Source organism: Mesorhizobium sp. M1227, from assembly GCF_040318315.1.
GTDB lineage: Bacteria > Pseudomonadota > Alphaproteobacteria > Rhizobiales > Rhizobiaceae > Mesorhizobium.
This window is the reverse complement of record NZ_JAMYLZ010000004.1, coordinates 229,988-247,570: the sequence shown is the minus strand read 5'-3', so window position 1 is coordinate 247,570 and position 17,583 is coordinate 229,988. Positions and strand designations below refer to the sequence as shown.

Below are 17,583 nucleotides of genomic sequence, written 5' to 3'. Positions count from 1 at the left end.
GGAAAGGAGAAACCAGATGACCCGCATAGCCCGATCGCTGCTCCTGCTGGCGCTGCTTGCGGTGATCGGCGCCGGTCGGGCCCGAGCCGAGGAACCGAAGCTCGTTCTGTTGGAGGACCCGACGCTGAACGCCACTCGCTTGCACTATCCCCTGCTCATCTCCGAAGAACGCGGCTACCGCATTCGCTGTAGTGTTCAGGCGGACGAGGAAGCAGTGATCCGCGGACTGGGCTTAGTAACTTTCCCGTCGCAAATGCTGAGCGCCGTCGACAATGCGGTCATCGCGGCCGACCCAGCCGCCAATCCGCTGTTGTGCCCATCCGACGAGCACTACCCGATCAAGGTCTTTGCGCATGATAGCGGCAGCGGGCTCGTCTACTACCTGCAGTTCCCGACCGATTTCGGGTCAACGTCCTTTTCCGACCAACTCTACATTCCCGGCTGCGCGCCGTTGGTCGAAGGGTTAAAGCTCAACCTCAATCAGGCGATCGAGGCCGACCCCACCCCTTTCTTTGCCGGAAAGGTCCATACCATCGCATGCCTGGCGGGCCCGCCGCTTGTCGGACGGCCGACGACCTTTGCCAGTTGGTGCATCAAGAACGACCTTGATCCTGCCCAGCAGACGACGGTCGAGGAGCTGCTCGAGCTGACACCCGGCGGTGCCTCCGCGTTGGGCAATCCGGCGGCGTGCGCAAGCGCGCAGGACTTTCTCGCGTCGAGCACGACGCTCGACCTTGCCGGGCGACGGCTGACAAATCTCGAGCCGCTGGCGACACTTACCCATCTGACGCGCCTGACCTTGTCCGGCAATGAAATAGCCGACACGCGCGATCTGGAAAAGCTGACCAAGCTTACCTTTCTCGATCTGTCGCGAAACAGGATCAGCAACATCAACGTGACTGGCGTGATGAAGGATTTGGCCGACGCCGACCTCAGTTCCAACCAGATCGCCGACCTGCGGCCGCTCGCCTCGGCGCGGGCGCTGACGCGACTGGTTCTGGCCAGCAACAAGATCGACGACGTGTCGCCGTTGCGGTTTCTGCAAGAGCTCACGGCGCTCGACCTGTCGAAAAACCGCGTCACGGATGCGCGCGCCTTGATGGGCCTTACCGAACTCACCTCTCTTAACCTGCGCGCGAACCGTCTGGCCACGGTGCAGTCCGTCAGCGCCATCCTGCCATTCAAGCCTTCGCTGGACGGCAATCCGGTCTGCATCAGTCGACCGGAGCAATCGACCGCGGCCACCGGGAAAATTTTCGAAGCCTGCATCACGGCGATCAAGGAGGGAGACGTGGTGCTGGCAAACATGCAGACCGGCAAATGCCTGGCAGTTTCCGAGGGGCGCCTCGACAACAACGCGCCGGCCGTACAGTTCAACTGCGACGGCGACCAGTGGCGCCGCTGGAAGCTGGTCGAGACGAATGACGGTTTTCAGTTACAGAACGTGCGGACCGGAAAATGCCTGACGATTGCCGGCGGTGTCAGCACCGACAACAACATCCCGGCCCTTCAATTCGACTGCGACCGAGATCCGTCGCGGCGCTGGAAGCTGACCGCAACCGGCGACGGCTTCCAGGCTGAAAACATGCAGACGAGCAAATGCCTGACCATTGCCGGCGGGGTGAGCACCGATGACAACGTCCCTGCCCTCCAATTCAATTGCGACCGCGATCCGTCGCGGTTCTGGAGCATCCGGGCGGCCGACCCGGAAGTGTTGCTGGTGAACCGGCAAACCGAAAGGTGCCTTTCGGTCGCGGAAGGACGAACCGACAACAATGCACCGACGGTGCAATTCGACTGCGACGGCAGTCAATGGCAGCGCTGGAGGCTGGTCGAGACGGGCGATGGCTTCCAGGTGGCCAACGTCCGGACAAGCAAGTGCCTGACGATTGCCGGCGGACTCAGTACCGAAGACAACATCCCGGCCTTGCAGTTCAACTGTGACAGCGATCCTTCGCGTCGTTGGAACCTTGTCGAGACGCGCGACGGAGTTCAGGCGGAAAACGTCCAGACAGGCAAGTGCCTGATCATTGCCGGCGGGGTTAGCAACTTGAACAACATCCCGGCCCTTCAGTTCACTTGCGATCGCGAGCCGTCGAGCTTTTGGACCATCAAGACCGCGGACGAGATGTAGCGCTGCCATTGGTTCGGGCTGATTGAGCCGCATCGATCAGCCTGAGCCTCGAAAGGAGAAACCAGATGAACCGCATCGGCCAATCGCTGCTCCTTGTTCTGGTCATGCTCGTGGCCGCCGCCGCCGGCCCGGCCCGCGCGGACGAGCCGAAGGTTGTGCTGTTCGAGGATCCGGCGCTGGAGGCGAACCGGCTGCATTATCCGTTGCTTATCTCCGACGGGCGCGGCTACCGCATCCGCTGCAAGGACCAGGCGGACGAGGAAGCAGTGATCCGCGGACTTGGCTTCGCGACGGTTCCCTCGGAGGTGTTGACCGCCGTCGACAGCGCGATCGTCGCCGCGGATCCGGCCGCCAATCCGCTGCTGTGCCCCTCGGGCGAGACATACCCAATAAAGGTGTTCGCGTACGATAATGGCGGCGGCCTCATCTACTACTTGCAATTTCCCTCAGACTTCGGCGCGACGACATTTTCCGACCGGCTCTACATTCCATCCTGCGCACCGCTGGTCACCGAGTTGAAGCTCAATCTCGACCAGGCGCTGAACGCCGACCCCACGCCGTTCTTCGCCGGCAAGATCCACACCATCACGTGCCTCTCGGGCGCGCCGCTGGTCAACAAGCCGACCACCTTCGCGAAATGGTGCATCAAGGGCGACCGCACGCCGGCTGAAACGGCGACCGTGATGGCGGTGCTCGATTCAACGCCCGGCGGAGTCTCCGCGCTCGGCAACCCGGCCGCCTGCGCCACCGCACAGACCTTCCTGGAATCGATCACGACGCTGAACCTGAGCGGCAAGGGCGTGCAATCACTCGAGCCGATTGCGGTGCTGACGAACCTCACCAGCCTGTCGATCGCCGGCAACAACTCGATCGCCGAACTCGGGCCGCTGGCCAAGCTCAAGACACTGACCTTTCTTGATATTTCCGGCAATCACGTCAGCAACATCAACGCCCTGGCGCCACTGATCGCGCTGACGCGGGCCGACGTCTCCGACAACGACATCACCGACATCCGCGCGCTGTCGGCGCTGGCGTTGCTGACGAACCTCACACTCGACGACAACAAGATCGCCAGCCTTGAGCCGCTGCAATTCCTGCAGGCGCTCTCGATCCTGTCCATCGCCAACAATGGCCTCACGGGCGACATGCTCGATCCGCTCAGCGCGCTCGGCGGCCTGACCAGTCTCAACCTCGCCAACAACAAGATCGAAACCTTCGCCAATCTCGGCAGCTTCCCCTCGACGCTGGCCATCAATCTCAGCGGCAATCCAATCGTGGCGAATGGCGGGCAGAGCTTCGTTGACCTGTGCGTGCTGCACCGCGACGCGGCGACCCCGCTTGGGCAAACCATACGAGCCATGGTCGAACTGGAGGGTGGCGGGACGTGCTTGGTGGTCGGCAACAAGCTGCTGGCGACCACCGCACTCGATTTGTCGTCGAAGATCGTCAGCGATCTGCGTCCGCTCGCCACCTTACCGCAACTCACCTCGCTCAACCTGTCCAACAATGCCATCACGGACGTCTCGCCGCTTGCCGGCCTGACCAATCTCGGCACACTCAACCTGTCGAAGAATTCGATCGCCAATGTCAGACCGCTGGCAGCGCTGTCGGGCCTGATCAGTCTCGATCTTTCCGACAATCCCGTGCAGGCGAGCGACTTCCTGTCGGCATGCCTGATGCGGAACCAGACCGACTTTCTAACGCCCGCGCAAACCGCGGAAGTGAACGCGCTGCTATCGATCTCGGGCAAGACTGTTTGCGGCAGAGCCTATGACGATCTCAGTTCGCGCCAGTTCGCCGATGCGAAGAACCGCGGGTTGACCAGCGTCTCGCTCTTCCCGGTGATGGGAAATCTGACCTCCATCGACCTGTCCGACAACCAGTTGTCCGACGTCTCGGCGCTGTCGGCGGTACCGGGGCTGACGAAGCTTTGGATCCGCAACAACCAGATCCCCTCGATCCAGGGCATCCTCCAGCTGCGCCGCCTCGAACAACTGAACATCGACGGCAATCCCCTGTCGAACCTGATCGGCATCGGAATGCTCAACAAGCTGACAAAGCTCTATTTCTCGAACACACACGTACAATCCGTGACGCCGTTGGCAGACCTGCCGCTGCTCGAGGATGCCGGCATGCGCAATCTGCCACTGCAATACGCCAGCTTCGCTGAATACTGCATCGTCTACCGGTTCGATTCTATTGCGCTCGGCGACGCCCGCGGCTTCATGGCGGCGCTCGACAGCCGCATGCAGGCCGACCACGTCGACAGCGCAGATTGCAGTGCAGCGCAGAACTGGGCGCAGTCACTGACCAGCCTGACTCTGAACAAGAAATCGATCATCGCCGTCAACCCGGTGGTCCATTTCCGGGCGCTGGGCGAACTTAACCTCTTCGACAATGTGATCACCGACGCGTCGCCGATCGCTTCGCTGACAGGACTTCAGAAACTGAACCTCGCCACCAACCGGCTATCCGCGATCCCGCGCTTCGGATCGAGCGGGCTCAAATACATCTACCTGAACGACAACCAGATCACCAATGTCGGCAATCTATCGAACATGCCGGCATTGTCGGATATCGATCTGCGCAACAACCGGGTCTTCGATGCGCTGCCGCTTGGCTCGCTTCCGGCGCTGTCAGTCGTCGATCTGAGAGGCAATCGGATCGAGAACTTCGCTAGCGTCCATCCGGTGATCGGAAAGACCTATCTGGGCAACAATCCGGTCTGCTCCTTCCCGCAGCCGCTCCTCCCTCAAGTCGCCGAAGCCTGCAACCGCGAGCCGTGGCGCATCTTCGATGGAAACATTCACTTGCACGACGCGATCGCCGTCCAGCCCTCGGTCATCTGTCCGCGCCCGAACTGCTTACAGCTCATCATCGTGGGTCCGCAAATTCATCAGTAGTGCCTGCATCCGGAGAGGTAGTCCCATGTTCATAAAGACCCTTACCGCCCTCGCAGCCCTGGCCGCTGGCGCCGCAGTACTCGGCTCACCGGCCCGCGCCGAAGACAAATCTGCGACGTCGATTGTGCAGTTGCCCGCTGCGGGCGGCACTGTCACGCAGGAGGAAGGCAGCTTCACGCTGAACAACAATACGGGATCGGCGAACTTCACCGTGCCGCTACCCACCCTGCCGACGCGCGGCCAGTTCGGGCCGCAACTGAGCCTCACCTACAGCCAGTTCGCGGGCGATACCGGCAACGGGCTCGGTATCGGCTGGCAGTTCAATACCCAGGCGATCGCCGTCAATGACGATCTCGGCACGGCCGTGCCCGGCACCAAGCCAGGCGGCGATTTCTTCTCCCGCCTGTCGTATATGGGCGCGCGGCTCATCTTCCTCGGCAACCAGAACGGCGTCTGGGAGTACAAGCCCGAATATGCCGAGGATTTCGTCAAGATCCTCTACCACACTGGCGCGTTCGACGTCCTTTCGCTCGACCTGACGGGCGGCCTACACACCGACACCATCTCCTCCGGTTTCGAGGTGATCAACGCCAACGGAACACGGCTGATCTTCAGCGGCGATTCCTCCGTGGCAGAGGGCAATTTCGATGTAGCCGCGCCCTATGTCACGAAATGGCCCCTGGTGCTGCAGCTCAATGCCAACCGCGAAGCCATCCGCTACGAGTACCAGCGTTTCGGTGGACGCAGCTACCTGACAAACGCCAGCTTCGCCGGCGGTCAGAGCAGCTATCAGTTCGAGCTGATCGAGACGCAATCGACGCTCGTAAGCCACACCAATGGCAGCAAACAGGAGAACGCCCGGCTCTACGGCAAGGTGACGGCCAAGTTCAAAGACACCGTCTACGCCCAATGGTGCATGGGATATGTCGGCCGTGATACCAGTGACACGTCGAAGTTCGTCGTCCGGGCGCATCCGGACTGCCTGGCGAAGGCTCAGGCCGACCTCACGCCGCTCATCGACGCGCAGTCGGTCAATGTGCTCGACCAGCTGCGCGTGCTCTACCGGTATGGTGACACCGGCGGCGAGGCGCTGGCGCAATCGACGCTGAAGTTCCCGGACATCCATTTCGGCTATTCGTCGTGGACAAGCGCCGAACTGGCGTCGCGCCCCGTCGTGTTCGAAGCGCCGAAAATGGCGTTCGCCGGCGACATCCCGCCGCAGAATTTCGAATTGGCCGACCTCAACATGGATGCACTGGTCGACATCGTGCAGACCAAGGATGACGGCGCGACGGTGCATCTCGGAAGCGGCGACCTGAACAGCGCCTTCGGCGACACCAGCCAACTCGTGCTGTCGCGTCCGACCGAGGCTGGACTAATGCGCCAGATCGCCCCCCGGCTCACCGACAATCGCTTCGCTTTTGCCGACATCCTGGGCGACAGCTTCGTCGATATCGTCGAAATCGAAGACGGGCTGATGCACGTCTATGACGGCAAAGCCGACGGGACCTTCCCTTATCTCGGCCGCTCGATCCCGCTGCCCGGCGTCTCGCCAACGACATTCGCGGGCGGCAACGGCCGCTTCGCCGACGTTAATATGGACAGCCTGTCCGACATCGTCACGACGCGCCTCAATGCTGATGGCCGCACGGAATGGCGGATATTTCTCAATCTCACCCGGCGGCAGGCCGATGGGGGTTACAACGTCAATTTCGGAGCGCTTACCAAAGCGTTCCCATTCAACAGTCAGGACGGCCAGATACTCGGCCGCAACAATGTGCGGATGGTCGACATCAATGGCGACCGGCTGCCCGATCTCGTCGTCATCCGCCCGGCTGACCAGGGCTTCTGCCTCTATGAGAACCAGGGCGACATGTTCTCGAAGGACCCGAATGCGCTGCTGTTTGGCGACGCCGCGATCAACGATCCGGTCTGCGGTCACGGCAGCTTCTCGAAGATTGGCGGCATGCAGCCCGGCGATAACCTCGCCACAATGTGGTACATCGACGCCAACGGCGACGGCATCATCGATTTCGCGTCGATGGGCGAGCGCACTGACCAGATGCGCGTCTGGCTCGGCTTCGGCGACGGGACCTACCTGAAGGATCCGCTCAGCATCGCGCTCAATCTGCGGGTTCAACTGGGCGCGTCGACGCAGACCTTCGCTTCGCGCGTCGCAGACATCGACGGCGACGGCCAGAGCGAAATCATCGTGTTCCAGAAGCCGTCCGGCGACGAGGTGAAGCCCGTCGTCGTGATTGACTTCAACCGCACCGACACGGTGCAGTTGGTCAAGGCCAACCTGCTCACGGTCGTCGACTTCGATTCCGGCCGCCGGCACGACATTCGCTATGCGACTTCGATCGACGAGATGCTGCGCGACCGCGCCAACGGCCAGCCGACGCGCAACCTGCATTTTCCCGTTGTCGTTGCCAAGCAACTCGTCACGTCGCAGGGCATACCCGGCCAGGTTCGCGCCCAAGTGCAGACGGACGAATATTTCTACCACAATCCATTTTACGATGTGATCAATCGCCGTTTTATCGGCTTCTCGGACGTCGAGAGGATCGCGTACGGCGACGAGAACGCGGCCGGCCAGCGGGTCACGCAGCGCTCAAGCCTCGATCGCGAACAGTATTACACCTTCGCGGAAACGGCGGCTGACCTGAACCTCGCCGGCAAACTGAAGATCCGCAAGACCTATGAAGTGAAGCCCGAGGCGACGCTCGTCGCGAGCGCGGAGACGACCGAGACGCTCGATCCGTCGGCGGCGGCGCTGCACTCGCTGTCGACCGCCACGCGCACCCAGAAGCTGCCGACGACCGGGATGATGTTGAAGTGTGAGTCGTCGGTGTGGGAGACGTTTTCGCGTGGCGACGGCTCGTCCTATCTCAGAAAGGTCAAGGAGACGCTGACCGGTTCCGCCGGCGACGCCGAACAGCAGGACCCGGCCGATCCCGAATGTAAGGACCCGGTGAAGGTCCAGACGTATGCCGATTTCGACGAATTCAATATGCCCGCCTCGGAAACTGTGCAGGTTCGCGATATCCCGGGACCCGCGGATTTGACCATTCAGGGCTTTAGCCGCACCACCCAGACCGGGTATGCGCAGTCGCGTGCCGATCTCGCCGCGCTCAGCATTGTCAACGCCGCATCCGAGCGCCGTATCCTAACCGGAACGCGACTGCTCAGCCGTGAAAGCTTCACCTATCTAGCCGACGCGGGCGGTCGCATGGGCACCCGGACACTCGAAGTCTTTTCCGGCCTCAGCAACTTGCCGGCGTCGCTCGAGCAGTTCCGCAACGCCACCCGCACCCTCACCAAGAGAATGGGCTATGACGTCTTTGGCAACACCACCGCGCTGTCGGACGACCTTGGGCAGACAGAGGCCGTTCTCTACGAACAGACCGGCACCTCGCCGATGAGCCACACCAAGATGGCGGGTGGTGCGCCTGAGCTCAACCAGATCACGTCAATGACCTACGACGGGCCACGGGCCGGAGCTGTGCGAACGATGACGACTCCCCTCGGCATGGTCGTCACCAACGACTATGACGCGCTCGGCCGTAGGATCCATGAGGTGGCAGCCGACGGTGCGGAGAAATTCTACAGCTACAAGATCGGCGAGAGCGGCCTGCCCTCACTGATCTTGACATCGAAGCGCCGTTACGCAAGCGCTGCCCAAACTCCGGAAAGCGAAAGCGAATTCATTGCCGAGCTCGCCGCCTACAACGCCCGCGGCAACCAGATCGCCGACCTGGAAAGCGTTGCCGAGGGGGGCGTGCGGGTCCGCAACTTCGCGCTCTACAATCGCAACGAGAAACTGGTCTTCCGCTGGACCCCATTCGTCGTCAGGAGCTTCGGCGGTATCGACGATCTGAACCTGCAGAAGGTCTTCGAGCTGGGCGACGTTCCGCGTCCGGATCACGAAATCGGCAACACATATACCTACGACGCAACGGGCCGCATGGTGCGTGAGTCTTACCCGTCGGGCAAGGTTTCCGAGATGACCTTCGGGCCTTGGGGCACGCACACAATAACGACCTATGCCGATCAGTTCGATGGTACGGTGCGGAGCGAGGAATATTCGCTCAGCAACGAGAACGGGGTGACCGGCTTCATCGCCGCCAATGGCGACGGCGTGATGCAAATTTCCCGCTTCGTGCGCGATTCCTTCGGCTATTTGAGCGAGATTTGGCTGCCGGGCGAAACTGCGCCTCGACGGTTGATCTACAATTCGGTCGGCGACATCGAATTCCAGTCGATCCCCGGAATGGGCGACCGGTACGCCTTCTACGACGCGCGCGGGCGGCAATCAGCGATCGCGCGCGTCGGCGTGAACGGCGAAGCTTCCGTGCAGACGTCCACCTACGACTTCCTTAACCGCAAGCTCACAGAGGTTGACGACGGTGTCCTCCATCTCGAATACCGCTACGACCGGGGCGTCGAGATAGCCTCTGCGGCCGGGTTCGAAGTGCCGATCGCGTTGCCGCTCGATAAAATAACCGAGGTCATCATCCACGATCCCAACGGCCTGTTCGATGCGGCCGAACGCTACGCCTACAACGCGAACGGCCGCATGACCGCCAACGAGGTGGAGATCAACCACGCAAAGTATGCCGATCGCTTCCATCACACGCTTGATGGCCGGATCGATTCATCGATCGGCCCACGCGGCCTGACGTCGAAATTCGCGCTCGGACCGGACAAGAATCTCCGCTCCGTGACGGTATCCCATCCGGACTTCGCCGGCCCGCAGAAAGTGATCGAGAACATCACGTACAATCCGGAAGGACGGGTCGAGCGCGTCAACTACCGGCTCGGCGCCTTCACGCAGATGACCTACGATCCGACGACGCTGTTCCTGACGCATATCGTCTCGCAAGCGGGAGGCGTTCCGCTGCAGGACTTGACCATGGCTTTCAACTCGAACGGCTCCATCACACAGATCGTCGATGCGCTGGGCAGTGGCGCCGGCGACGCGACCCATGTCGACCGTTCCGGCACCTTTCACTATGACTTCAAGAACGAGCTCGTGAGTATCGATCGCTATGGCAAACATGCCGAATTCGGCTATTCGCCTGCCGGCACCTTCGCCCGCAATGACGAGCTCGATCCCGGAGCACGGATTGTCCCGGCGGCAGCCAGCGCGACCGGCCTCATTCCGGCCGGCAGCGCGTCCAAGCCATATGGTTTCGATGGCTTCGGCCAGCTGGCGACGTCGCCGAACCTTACCGGCACTGTCTTTGACATCAACGGCCGGCTCATCCGAGCGCAAACCGTGACCAACGACGTCTTCTACGGCTACGACCAGACCGGTCGACGCCTATACAAGAAGATCGTTACTCCGGACGGATCGAAGCCAGACCAGCTTTATCTCTATCCAGTGGAGACATTCGAGGTCGGCCCAAAGGGCGAAGAGAGCTATGTCAACATTGCCTCGACCAAGTTGGTGCGGCTCGAGCACGGCACCGGTAAATGGTTCTATTACCTCAAGGATCATATCGAGAGCAGCGACTATGTGATCGCCTCGGGCGGCGCCCCGGTCGAGCAAATGCTCTATCGCGCATACGGAACCGAGCACAAGCCGGAAGTACTGGCTCCTGCCTGGGCCGATCACTTGACGGATATTTCGGGCGAGTTGCCGCGCGAAAAAACCCACCATCGGTTCACCGGCAAATATCTCGACGACGATACCGGGCTCTACTACTTCGGTGCCCGCTACTACGATCCGGCCCTTGGCCGCTTCGTCTCACCCGACCCGCTGTATGTCGGCGATCCTGAGCGCTGCACCGGCAACCCCACATCATGCAATCTCTTCGCATATGCCAACAATAATCCGATGGCCTATATCGACCCGACAGGTCTCAAGGAGATCGTGGCCGGCGATGCCGCCTATCGGCGGCAAGTTGAGGAGGATATCCAACGCACAGACCCGACTGCCCGAGTCGACAGCAAGACCGGCGAGGTTTCGCAAAGCTGGCTCCACGGCGCCTGGCTCGACGTCAAGGACTTCTTCGTACCCGGTACCGGGATGGATACAGGGCGCGAACTCACCAAGAGGATTGTCGACAGCCCAGAAACGGTGACGATCCAGAACGTGGCCGGCCGCACCGGAACCGATCTCGCCGATCACACGAAGGATCCGACGACGACACCGGGAGGAGCGGTCATCTCTTACGATCCGGCGGCAGCCCGTATCCGCACGTCGAGCGAGTTCGACAAATCGACCGGCACGGTCGCGACAAACCCGGCCGATCCCGGCATCGTGCTCGCCCATGAGCAAATCCACGCCTCCCACATCCAGGCGGGACAGATTTCCGGCATGGGTCCAGCCACCTACAACGGGCTTGATGGAAAGCCACATACCTCCATGGACGAGGAAGCGCGGACCGTCGGTGTCGGCGGAACGCCGCGGCCTGACGACATAACGGAGAACCAATTGCGCGACATGCTCGGTATCAAGCCGCGCAACCACTACAACTGATTCGCGGCAACGCAGAAGGACGGAGGCATGACATGCGTAACTTCCCTCTCTCTACGGCAGCGCTGGCCGGGCTGGCGATGCTCATCACTGCGGCGGCCCTCGCTCAATCCATGAACCCGCAGATGAAGGAGCCGCAAGCGATGCCACTCGATTTCCTGACCTGGATCGATCGTGACGCAGACTGGCTGCAGAAGCAAATTGCCGCACTTGGCGGGTCGGGAAAGCTCACCATCGATGGCGGCATTCTGGAGACGACCGACCTTGATACGTTGAAGGCAGCCAATCGCATTCGTGCCTTTGCCTACCTCGCGACCAAGGGGCTGAGGCCTCCCTATTTCGATCTGACGATCGCTGCGGGTGACGCGACGAAGCGGTGCGTCACGCAATTCCCCCGCAGCATTGCTCCAGGCATCGGTCCCATGGATTTTGCAAGGAAGAGTTTCCCGGCGGACGCTGCCGACCAAACCGAACTGAAATCCTGCACGGTCGCAGGTCAGGGTAAAGACTATGCCGGGCTTGACCGGGCGACCTTTCGAGATCGCTACTTCGATGCATCAGGCACATTGAAGCCGGAATTTCGCAACCTCGGCGACGATCCCGCTTTCAGAGCCAAGGCGATCGACGAGGGCTTCTTCCTGGCGACGGAGGATTATAGCGGCCTGTTGCAGCTGGACCTGCGGTAGGCTAGCCGCGAGGTAGCAAGCAACATCTGGCGCCGACGAAGGGCTAGACTGGTATTGTCCACGTGCTTTGTGGGGGCCGACCAGCGCCAGCACCAAGCGGGCCGGTCCTTGTCGCCTTCTCCGCGCCTTCCCGGTGTGCCAATGCCAGAGATAGGAATATCGGAAGACCTGTGCGACTTTGGTTTTGGCTCAGAGAGCTCGTCGTGAGATGGTCGAGACTCGGCTCCATGCGGAGGCTTCGACCGCAGCGATATCGTCCTTGTTGAGCTCCGCTATCAGCTCGACCCGCCTGTCGCGCCCAACAGCCGGACAAAACCCCCGTAGGCCAGCAGCACGGCGCGTGCCGCCGTTTTGGTGATGACGACCGGATTGCGGACCGAGGTATCCTCATGAGCGCCGAAGTCTTTCTCGAGAGGGCGGCGGCGGTGACGATGGCGGTCATCGGCGTGACCGCTTTATTCCCGAATAGAGGCGCTTTTCGCGCTTTCCGCGAGTGCCTGGCGCCAACCAAATGGAAACGAGCCCGTGGCAAGGCTGCTTGCAAGATCCAGCTGAAATCGCAGCGAGACGGGCTGATGCCGCCTACGCGCTCAACTGCGTGCCGTCCTTCGACCGCCGGGATTTTTCTAGCCGGAGTTTTGACCGACGACGACCACGCCGGCTCGCTCACAAAAACAACAAGGCCCACTCCCGGGCCTTGTCGTATCAACTCTGCTGTCGGCCCTGCCCTCAGTTTCCCGTCATCTGCTTGGCATTTTCCGGCGTGATCGCGGTCGTGTCCACCGTCACCGTCGGCTCCACCGACGAAGCACACTCAAGCAGGATCTTTTTCGACATCTCGATCGCTTCCTTGGCGCCGGTCGGGTAGGTGAAGGTTGCCGCCCAGTCGCCCTTGGCCACGGCCTCGATGCCGCCGGCCGGACCCGGCAGGCCATCAGTGCCGATGATCTTGACCTGCTTGCCCGCGCCCTTGGCTGCGAGCAGCGCACCCGCCGCCATCATGTCGTTCGAGGCATAGAGCACCTTGATGTCCGGGTGCGCTTGCAGCATGGCGGAAAAGGCGGTCTGAGCTTTGTCGGGCACCCAGTCGGCGGCCTGCTCGGCCACCACTTGGATTTTGGCATTCTCCTTCACACCGTCCTTGAAGCCGTTGAGCCGCTCCACCGCTGGCGTCGAACTCGGCAGCCCTTCAAGCACCGCCGCCTCGCCGCCTTCCGGGAGCAGGGTCTTTGCGGTGTATTTGCCCGCTTCGAGCGCGATCTTGTAATTGTCGCCGCCGATGAAGGCGGTGTAGTCCTTGCCGGGGTCGCCTACCGTTTTGCGGTCTAGTTCGATGACGGGAATGCCGGCATCCATCGCGCGCTTCACCGCCGGGGTTATGGGTGCTGCCTCGAAGGGCGAGATCAACAGCAGATCAACTTTCTGGGTTATGAAGTTGTCCACCTGCGAGGTCTGCGTGTTGACGTTGCCGGCGCCGTCGGCGATCTGCAGCGTGAACTGCGGCACATCCTTGACCGCCGCGGTCAGCTCGTCATTGACATGCTGGCGGTAGGGCTCGGCATTGTTCGCCTGCGAAAAGCCGATGATGAACTGGCCGTCCTTGGCGCAGGCCTTGACCATCGGGTCGGCCGCTTGGGCAGCACCCGCCATGCACAGGCAAGAGCCTGCCAGAAAGGCGACCTGCAGGGCGCGCCTCGATCCTTTTTCCATCGTTGTCATGCTTGCTCTCCTCCTCGTCGGGCCTATGGCCAGACCTTGGTTTCATGGTCTTCCAAATGCTGCCGCCGGCCTCCTATCGTCCCAAACCCTCGCGGCGGCGAACGAGGGATTGAAGCACTGCCGCCACAACGATGATCGCGGCGGTCGCGAGCAGCTGCATGGCGGGGGTAACGTTGTTGAGCTGAAGGATGTTGGCGAGCGCGCCGAGCATGATGGTGCCGGCAACGGTGCCGACCATCGAGCCGGCGCCGCCGAACAGGCTGGTGCCGCCGATGACCACGGCCGCGATGGCCGTGAGCTCATAGCCCATACCGTCATTGGCGCTGCCGAAGTTGAACTGACCCGCATGCACGACGCCGGCAAGGGCGGCGGCAAATCCGGTAATGGCATAGACCGAGATCTTGACCATAGAGACAGGAACGCCCGAAATGCGCGCCGCTCGCTCGTTGCCGCCGACGGCAAAGACATAGCGGCCGAAGCGCGTGGTATTCAGTACCAGGGTAGCAATAGCGGCGAAGACGATGAAGACGATGGTCGCCACCGGCACTGTGTTGTTGAACAGGCGCTCGCCCAGTACCGCGAAGACAGGTGGCGCCAGGCCGGGCCCCTCGCCATAGGAAATATTAATGTACTGGTTGCCGGAAACGACCAGCGCGAGACCCCGCGCCGCCTGCAGGCCGGCGAGCGTGACGATGAACGGCTCAAGCCGAAAGCGGCTGGAAATGGTGCCCTGGATCACGCCGAAGACGGTGCCCATTACCAGCACCGCGAGAATGGTCGGGATAAGCCCGAAGCCGCCGGAGATCATCATCGTCGCGGTGACGACGCTGGAGAGACCAAGCACTGCCCCCACCGAAAGGTCGATGCCGGCGGTGATAATGACGAAGGTCATGCCGATGGCGATAATGCCGGTCTCCGACACGGCGCGCACGATGTTGGCCATGTTGTCGGGCGCAAGGAACAGTATCTCGCCATGGCGCCTGGGCGAGAAGATGACGCCGCCGATCGCCACCAGCACCAGGCCGATCAAGCTTTGGAAGCGCACGATCAGCGCGAGTGGATCGCGATGCTTTGCGGCCGGTGCGGCTAGCACCGGACCGCTCGCAACCGAAATCTTCTGTTCGGACATCACGCCTCCCTGCCATTTGCCGCTGCCATCACGGTGTGCTCGTCAACGCCACCGGTGAATTCCGCTACATTGCGCCCCTGGCGCAGCACCACGATGCGGTCGCACAGGCCAATCAGCTCCGGCATTTCGCTGGAGGCAACTAGGATGCCCAGGCCTTGTGCAGCCAACTGCCGCAGCCGCTGATAGATCTCGCCCTTGGCGCCGACATCGACGCCGCGCGTCGGCTCGTCGAGCAGCAAGAGCCGGGGATTGCCACGTATCTCCTTGGCCAGCACCACCTTCTGCTGGTTGCCGCCGGACAGCGCGCCGACCGCGATGTCGGGATTCTTCGGCCGAATGTCGAACTGGCCGAACGATTGTTTCACCGCCTCGGCCTGGCGGCCCGGCGACATCAGTCCGCCCGGCGATATTCGCCGGATCACCGACATGACGAGGTTGAGGCCAACCGCCATCCTCAGCATTAGGCCACTGCCACGGCGGTCGTCGGTGACGAAGGCGATGCCGGCAAGGCGCGCGGCTCTGATCGAATCAAGCTTGATCGGACGGCCGGAAATGACCACGCCGCCCTCCCATTGGCCGGAAAGGCCGGTGCCGTAAAGCGCGCTCAAGAGCTCGGTGCGCCCTGCCCCCATGATGCCGGCCAGCCCGACGATCTCGCCTTCATGCACCTCGAGTGAAAGCCCTGTCGGGGCCTGCCAGCCGGCGCTTTCGCGCGCTAGCCGGAAGCTGGCATTGCGCAGGCTGAGCAGAGCCCGGCCGACGGCCGTGGTGCGCTGGGGATAGAGTTCGTCCAGTGGGCGCCCGACGAGCAGCCGCACCAGTTCGGCCTGCGGTGTGTGCGGATCGGTGATGCCGGCTACACGTCCGTCCCGCATCACCGTCACCCGGTCCGCGATCTGCGGCACTTCCTCCAGACGGTGGGAGATATAGACGATGCCGACGCCACTGGCGGCGAGCTTGCGCATGATGTCGAACAGCCTCTCGACCTCGCCCACCGTTAAGGCCGCCGTCGGCTCGTCCATGATCAAGACCCGCGTCGCATAGGACAACGCTTTGACGATCGCAACGACCTGGCGTTGCCCTATCGAGAGGTCGCCGACTAGCCCAGCGGGATCGATAGCCAGTTCGATAGCTTCCAGACGCTTGCGAGCTTCGCGGCGCATCCCCGCCACATCGAGCAGTCCGCCCGAGCGCATCAATTCGCGGCCAAGGAAGAGGTTTGACGCCACATCGAGCGTTGGAACGAGATCAAGCTCCTGAAAAATGGTCGCAATTCCGGCCGTCTGCGCCTCGCGCGGGTTGTTGAACCGCACCGGCTTGCCGTCAATCTGGATTGTACCTTCGTCGGGTGCGTAAACTCCCGACAGCAGATTCATCAATGTCGATTTGCCGGCGCCGTTCTCGCCCAGCAGGGCGTGGATCTCGCCTGGCTTGAGATCGAAATCGACACCGCGTAGTGCCTGAACGCCGCCGAAGCGTTTCACGGCCCCTGTCACCGATAGAAGCGGCGCGCTCATGCCGGCCTCCCGCAGGATTGACGGGTATGCAGCGTCGCCTGAAGCCGCACCGAGCGGGGCTCTGTATCCGTTGATGCAATTCGGGCGCTAAGCAGCGATGCGGCCTGCCGCCCGATTTCGGCGCAAGGCTGCGCAATAAGGGTCAGTTGCGGCTCAAAACAATCGGCCCATTCGAAGTCGTCAAAGCCGACAAGTGAAAGATCCCGAGGTATTTCGAGACCTTTTTCGCGAACCGCTCGGACCGCTCCGATCGTCGCCATATTGTTGCCGGTGACCAAGGCCGTAGGCGGCGAAGGCAACGACAACATCGCGCGGGTCGATGCCGTAGCGCTCGCCGTGTCGACGTTCCCTGGCTGCAGATATTCCGACACGTAGGCAAGTCCGTTAGCCATCAAAGCTGACTTGAACGCATCGATACGTTCGCGAGTCGTAGCAAGGCCCGGCTGCCCTGCAATGAACCCAATCCGCTGATGGCCGAAGGATGCGACGTGATCGATAAGAGCGCGCATCGCAGATTGGTTCTCAACGCCGATCTGGTCAAATCGTTCGTCGGCAAACCGGTCGATCAGAACGCAGGGAACCATTTTCTCGGCAAGGTAATTGGTGGCTCGCTCTGGGGCACCCGAGGGCGCCAAAATAACGCCGTCAACACGTCGTTGATGGAAGGCGCGAACGACCGCAAGCTCCCGATCAGGATCGTCCTGCGTGTCGGAAAGGAAAACCATGAGGCCAAGACGCGCGCATTCCGCTTCCACGGCACAGATGATGTCAGTGAAATACGGGTTCGAGATCGCCGAAATCGCCAAGCCGACGCTGTTGGTTGAAGCGACCTTGAGGGAACGCGCCAGCCCATTGGGCTGATATCCAAGCAAAGCAATCGCTTCGTTAATGGCTCTCGATTTCGCAGGCGAGACAAAGCGCGTGCGGTTGATCACATGTGACACCGTTGAGACCGACACCCCGGCACGAAGGGCTACCTCAACCATCGTTGCCATTGCGGCTCAAACGGAG

General features: G+C 61.8%; 8 protein-coding genes. 4 read left to right on the top strand and 4 right to left on the bottom strand.

Annotation, left to right across the window (positions count from 1 at the left end):
• Positions 1 to 16: 16 nt before the first annotated feature.
• From NKH28_RS08760 to NKH28_RS08745, 4 genes are all read left to right on the top strand, one after another.
• Positions 17 to 2,134, top strand: coding sequence for an RICIN domain-containing protein (locus tag NKH28_RS08760; protein ID WP_352871000.1), 2,118 nt, complete (start codon positions 17 to 19; stop codon positions 2,132 to 2,134).
• Positions 2,135 to 2,199: 65 nt separating this feature from the next.
• Positions 2,200 to 5,037 (top strand): leucine-rich repeat domain-containing protein, encoded by a 2,838-nt coding sequence (locus tag NKH28_RS08755; RefSeq protein WP_352685414.1) that lies wholly within the window; start codon positions 2,200 to 2,202, stop codon positions 5,035 to 5,037.
• Positions 5,038 to 5,062: 25 nt separating this feature from the next.
• Positions 5,063 to 11,524, top strand: a complete 6,462-nt coding sequence (locus NKH28_RS08750) for an RHS repeat-associated core domain-containing protein (RefSeq protein WP_352978472.1) — start codon at positions 5,063 to 5,065, stop codon at positions 11,522 to 11,524.
• Positions 11,525 to 11,556: 32 nt separating this feature from the next.
• Positions 11,557 to 12,207, top strand: coding sequence for a hypothetical protein (locus NKH28_RS08745; RefSeq protein ID WP_352502906.1), 651 nt, complete (start codon positions 11,557 to 11,559; stop codon positions 12,205 to 12,207).
• A gap of 729 nt (positions 12,208 to 12,936) precedes the next feature.
• On the opposite strand, the gene NKH28_RS08740 is transcribed toward NKH28_RS08745, so the two are convergent.
• From NKH28_RS08740 to NKH28_RS08725, 4 genes are all read right to left on the bottom strand, one after another.
• Positions 12,937 to 13,926: a substrate-binding domain-containing protein gene (locus NKH28_RS08740; RefSeq protein ID WP_352470518.1), complete on the bottom strand. Its 990-nt coding sequence runs from the start codon at positions 13,924 to 13,926 to the stop codon at positions 12,937 to 12,939.
• 73 nt (positions 13,927 to 13,999) lie between these two features.
• Entirely contained in the window at positions 14,000 to 15,055 is a 1,056-nt protein-coding gene (locus NKH28_RS08735) for an ABC transporter permease (protein ID WP_352978470.1), read from the bottom strand.
• The gene (locus NKH28_RS08730) at positions 15,055 to 16,572 is read right to left on the bottom strand and encodes a sugar ABC transporter ATP-binding protein (RefSeq protein WP_352978468.1); all 1,518 of its coding nucleotides are present in this window, start codon (positions 16,570 to 16,572) and stop codon (positions 15,055 to 15,057) included. Before NKH28_RS08730 ends, NKH28_RS08735 begins: the two co-directional genes overlap by 1 nt.
• Complete coding sequence (locus tag NKH28_RS08725) at positions 16,569 to 17,567, bottom strand: LacI family DNA-binding transcriptional regulator (RefSeq protein ID WP_352502909.1); 999 nt, start codon at positions 17,565 to 17,567, stop codon at positions 16,569 to 16,571. The genes NKH28_RS08730 and NKH28_RS08725 overlap by 4 nt, the downstream gene beginning before the upstream one ends.
• Between the last annotated feature and the right edge of the window lie 16 nt (positions 17,568 to 17,583).

What these genes read in the sequence shown, in the direction of transcription:
- NKH28_RS08750 (WP_352978472.1), top strand. Translation starts at nt 5,063, where the DNA reads ATGTTCATAAAGACCCTTACCGCCCTCGCAGCCCTGGCCGCTGGCGCC.
- NKH28_RS08735 (WP_352978470.1), bottom strand. Translation starts at nt 15,055, where the DNA reads ATGTCCGAACAGAAGATTTCGGTTGCGAGCGGTCCGGTGCTAGCCGCA.
- NKH28_RS08725 (WP_352502909.1), bottom strand. Translation starts at nt 17,567, where the DNA reads ATGGCAACGATGGTTGAGGTAGCCCTTCGTGCCGGGGTGTCGGTCTCA.
- NKH28_RS08740 (WP_352470518.1), bottom strand. Translation starts at nt 13,926, where the DNA reads ATGACAACGATGGAAAAAGGATCGAGGCGCGCCCTGCAGGTCGCCTTT.
- NKH28_RS08745 (WP_352502906.1), top strand. Translation starts at nt 11,557, where the DNA reads ATGCGTAACTTCCCTCTCTCTACGGCAGCGCTGGCCGGGCTGGCGATG.
- NKH28_RS08760 (WP_352871000.1), top strand. Translation starts at nt 17, where the DNA reads ATGACCCGCATAGCCCGATCGCTGCTCCTGCTGGCGCTGCTTGCGGTG.
- NKH28_RS08755 (WP_352685414.1), top strand. Translation starts at nt 2,200, where the DNA reads ATGAACCGCATCGGCCAATCGCTGCTCCTTGTTCTGGTCATGCTCGTG.
- NKH28_RS08730 (WP_352978468.1), bottom strand. Translation starts at nt 16,572, where the DNA reads ATGAGCGCGCCGCTTCTATCGGTGACAGGGGCCGTGAAACGCTTCGGC.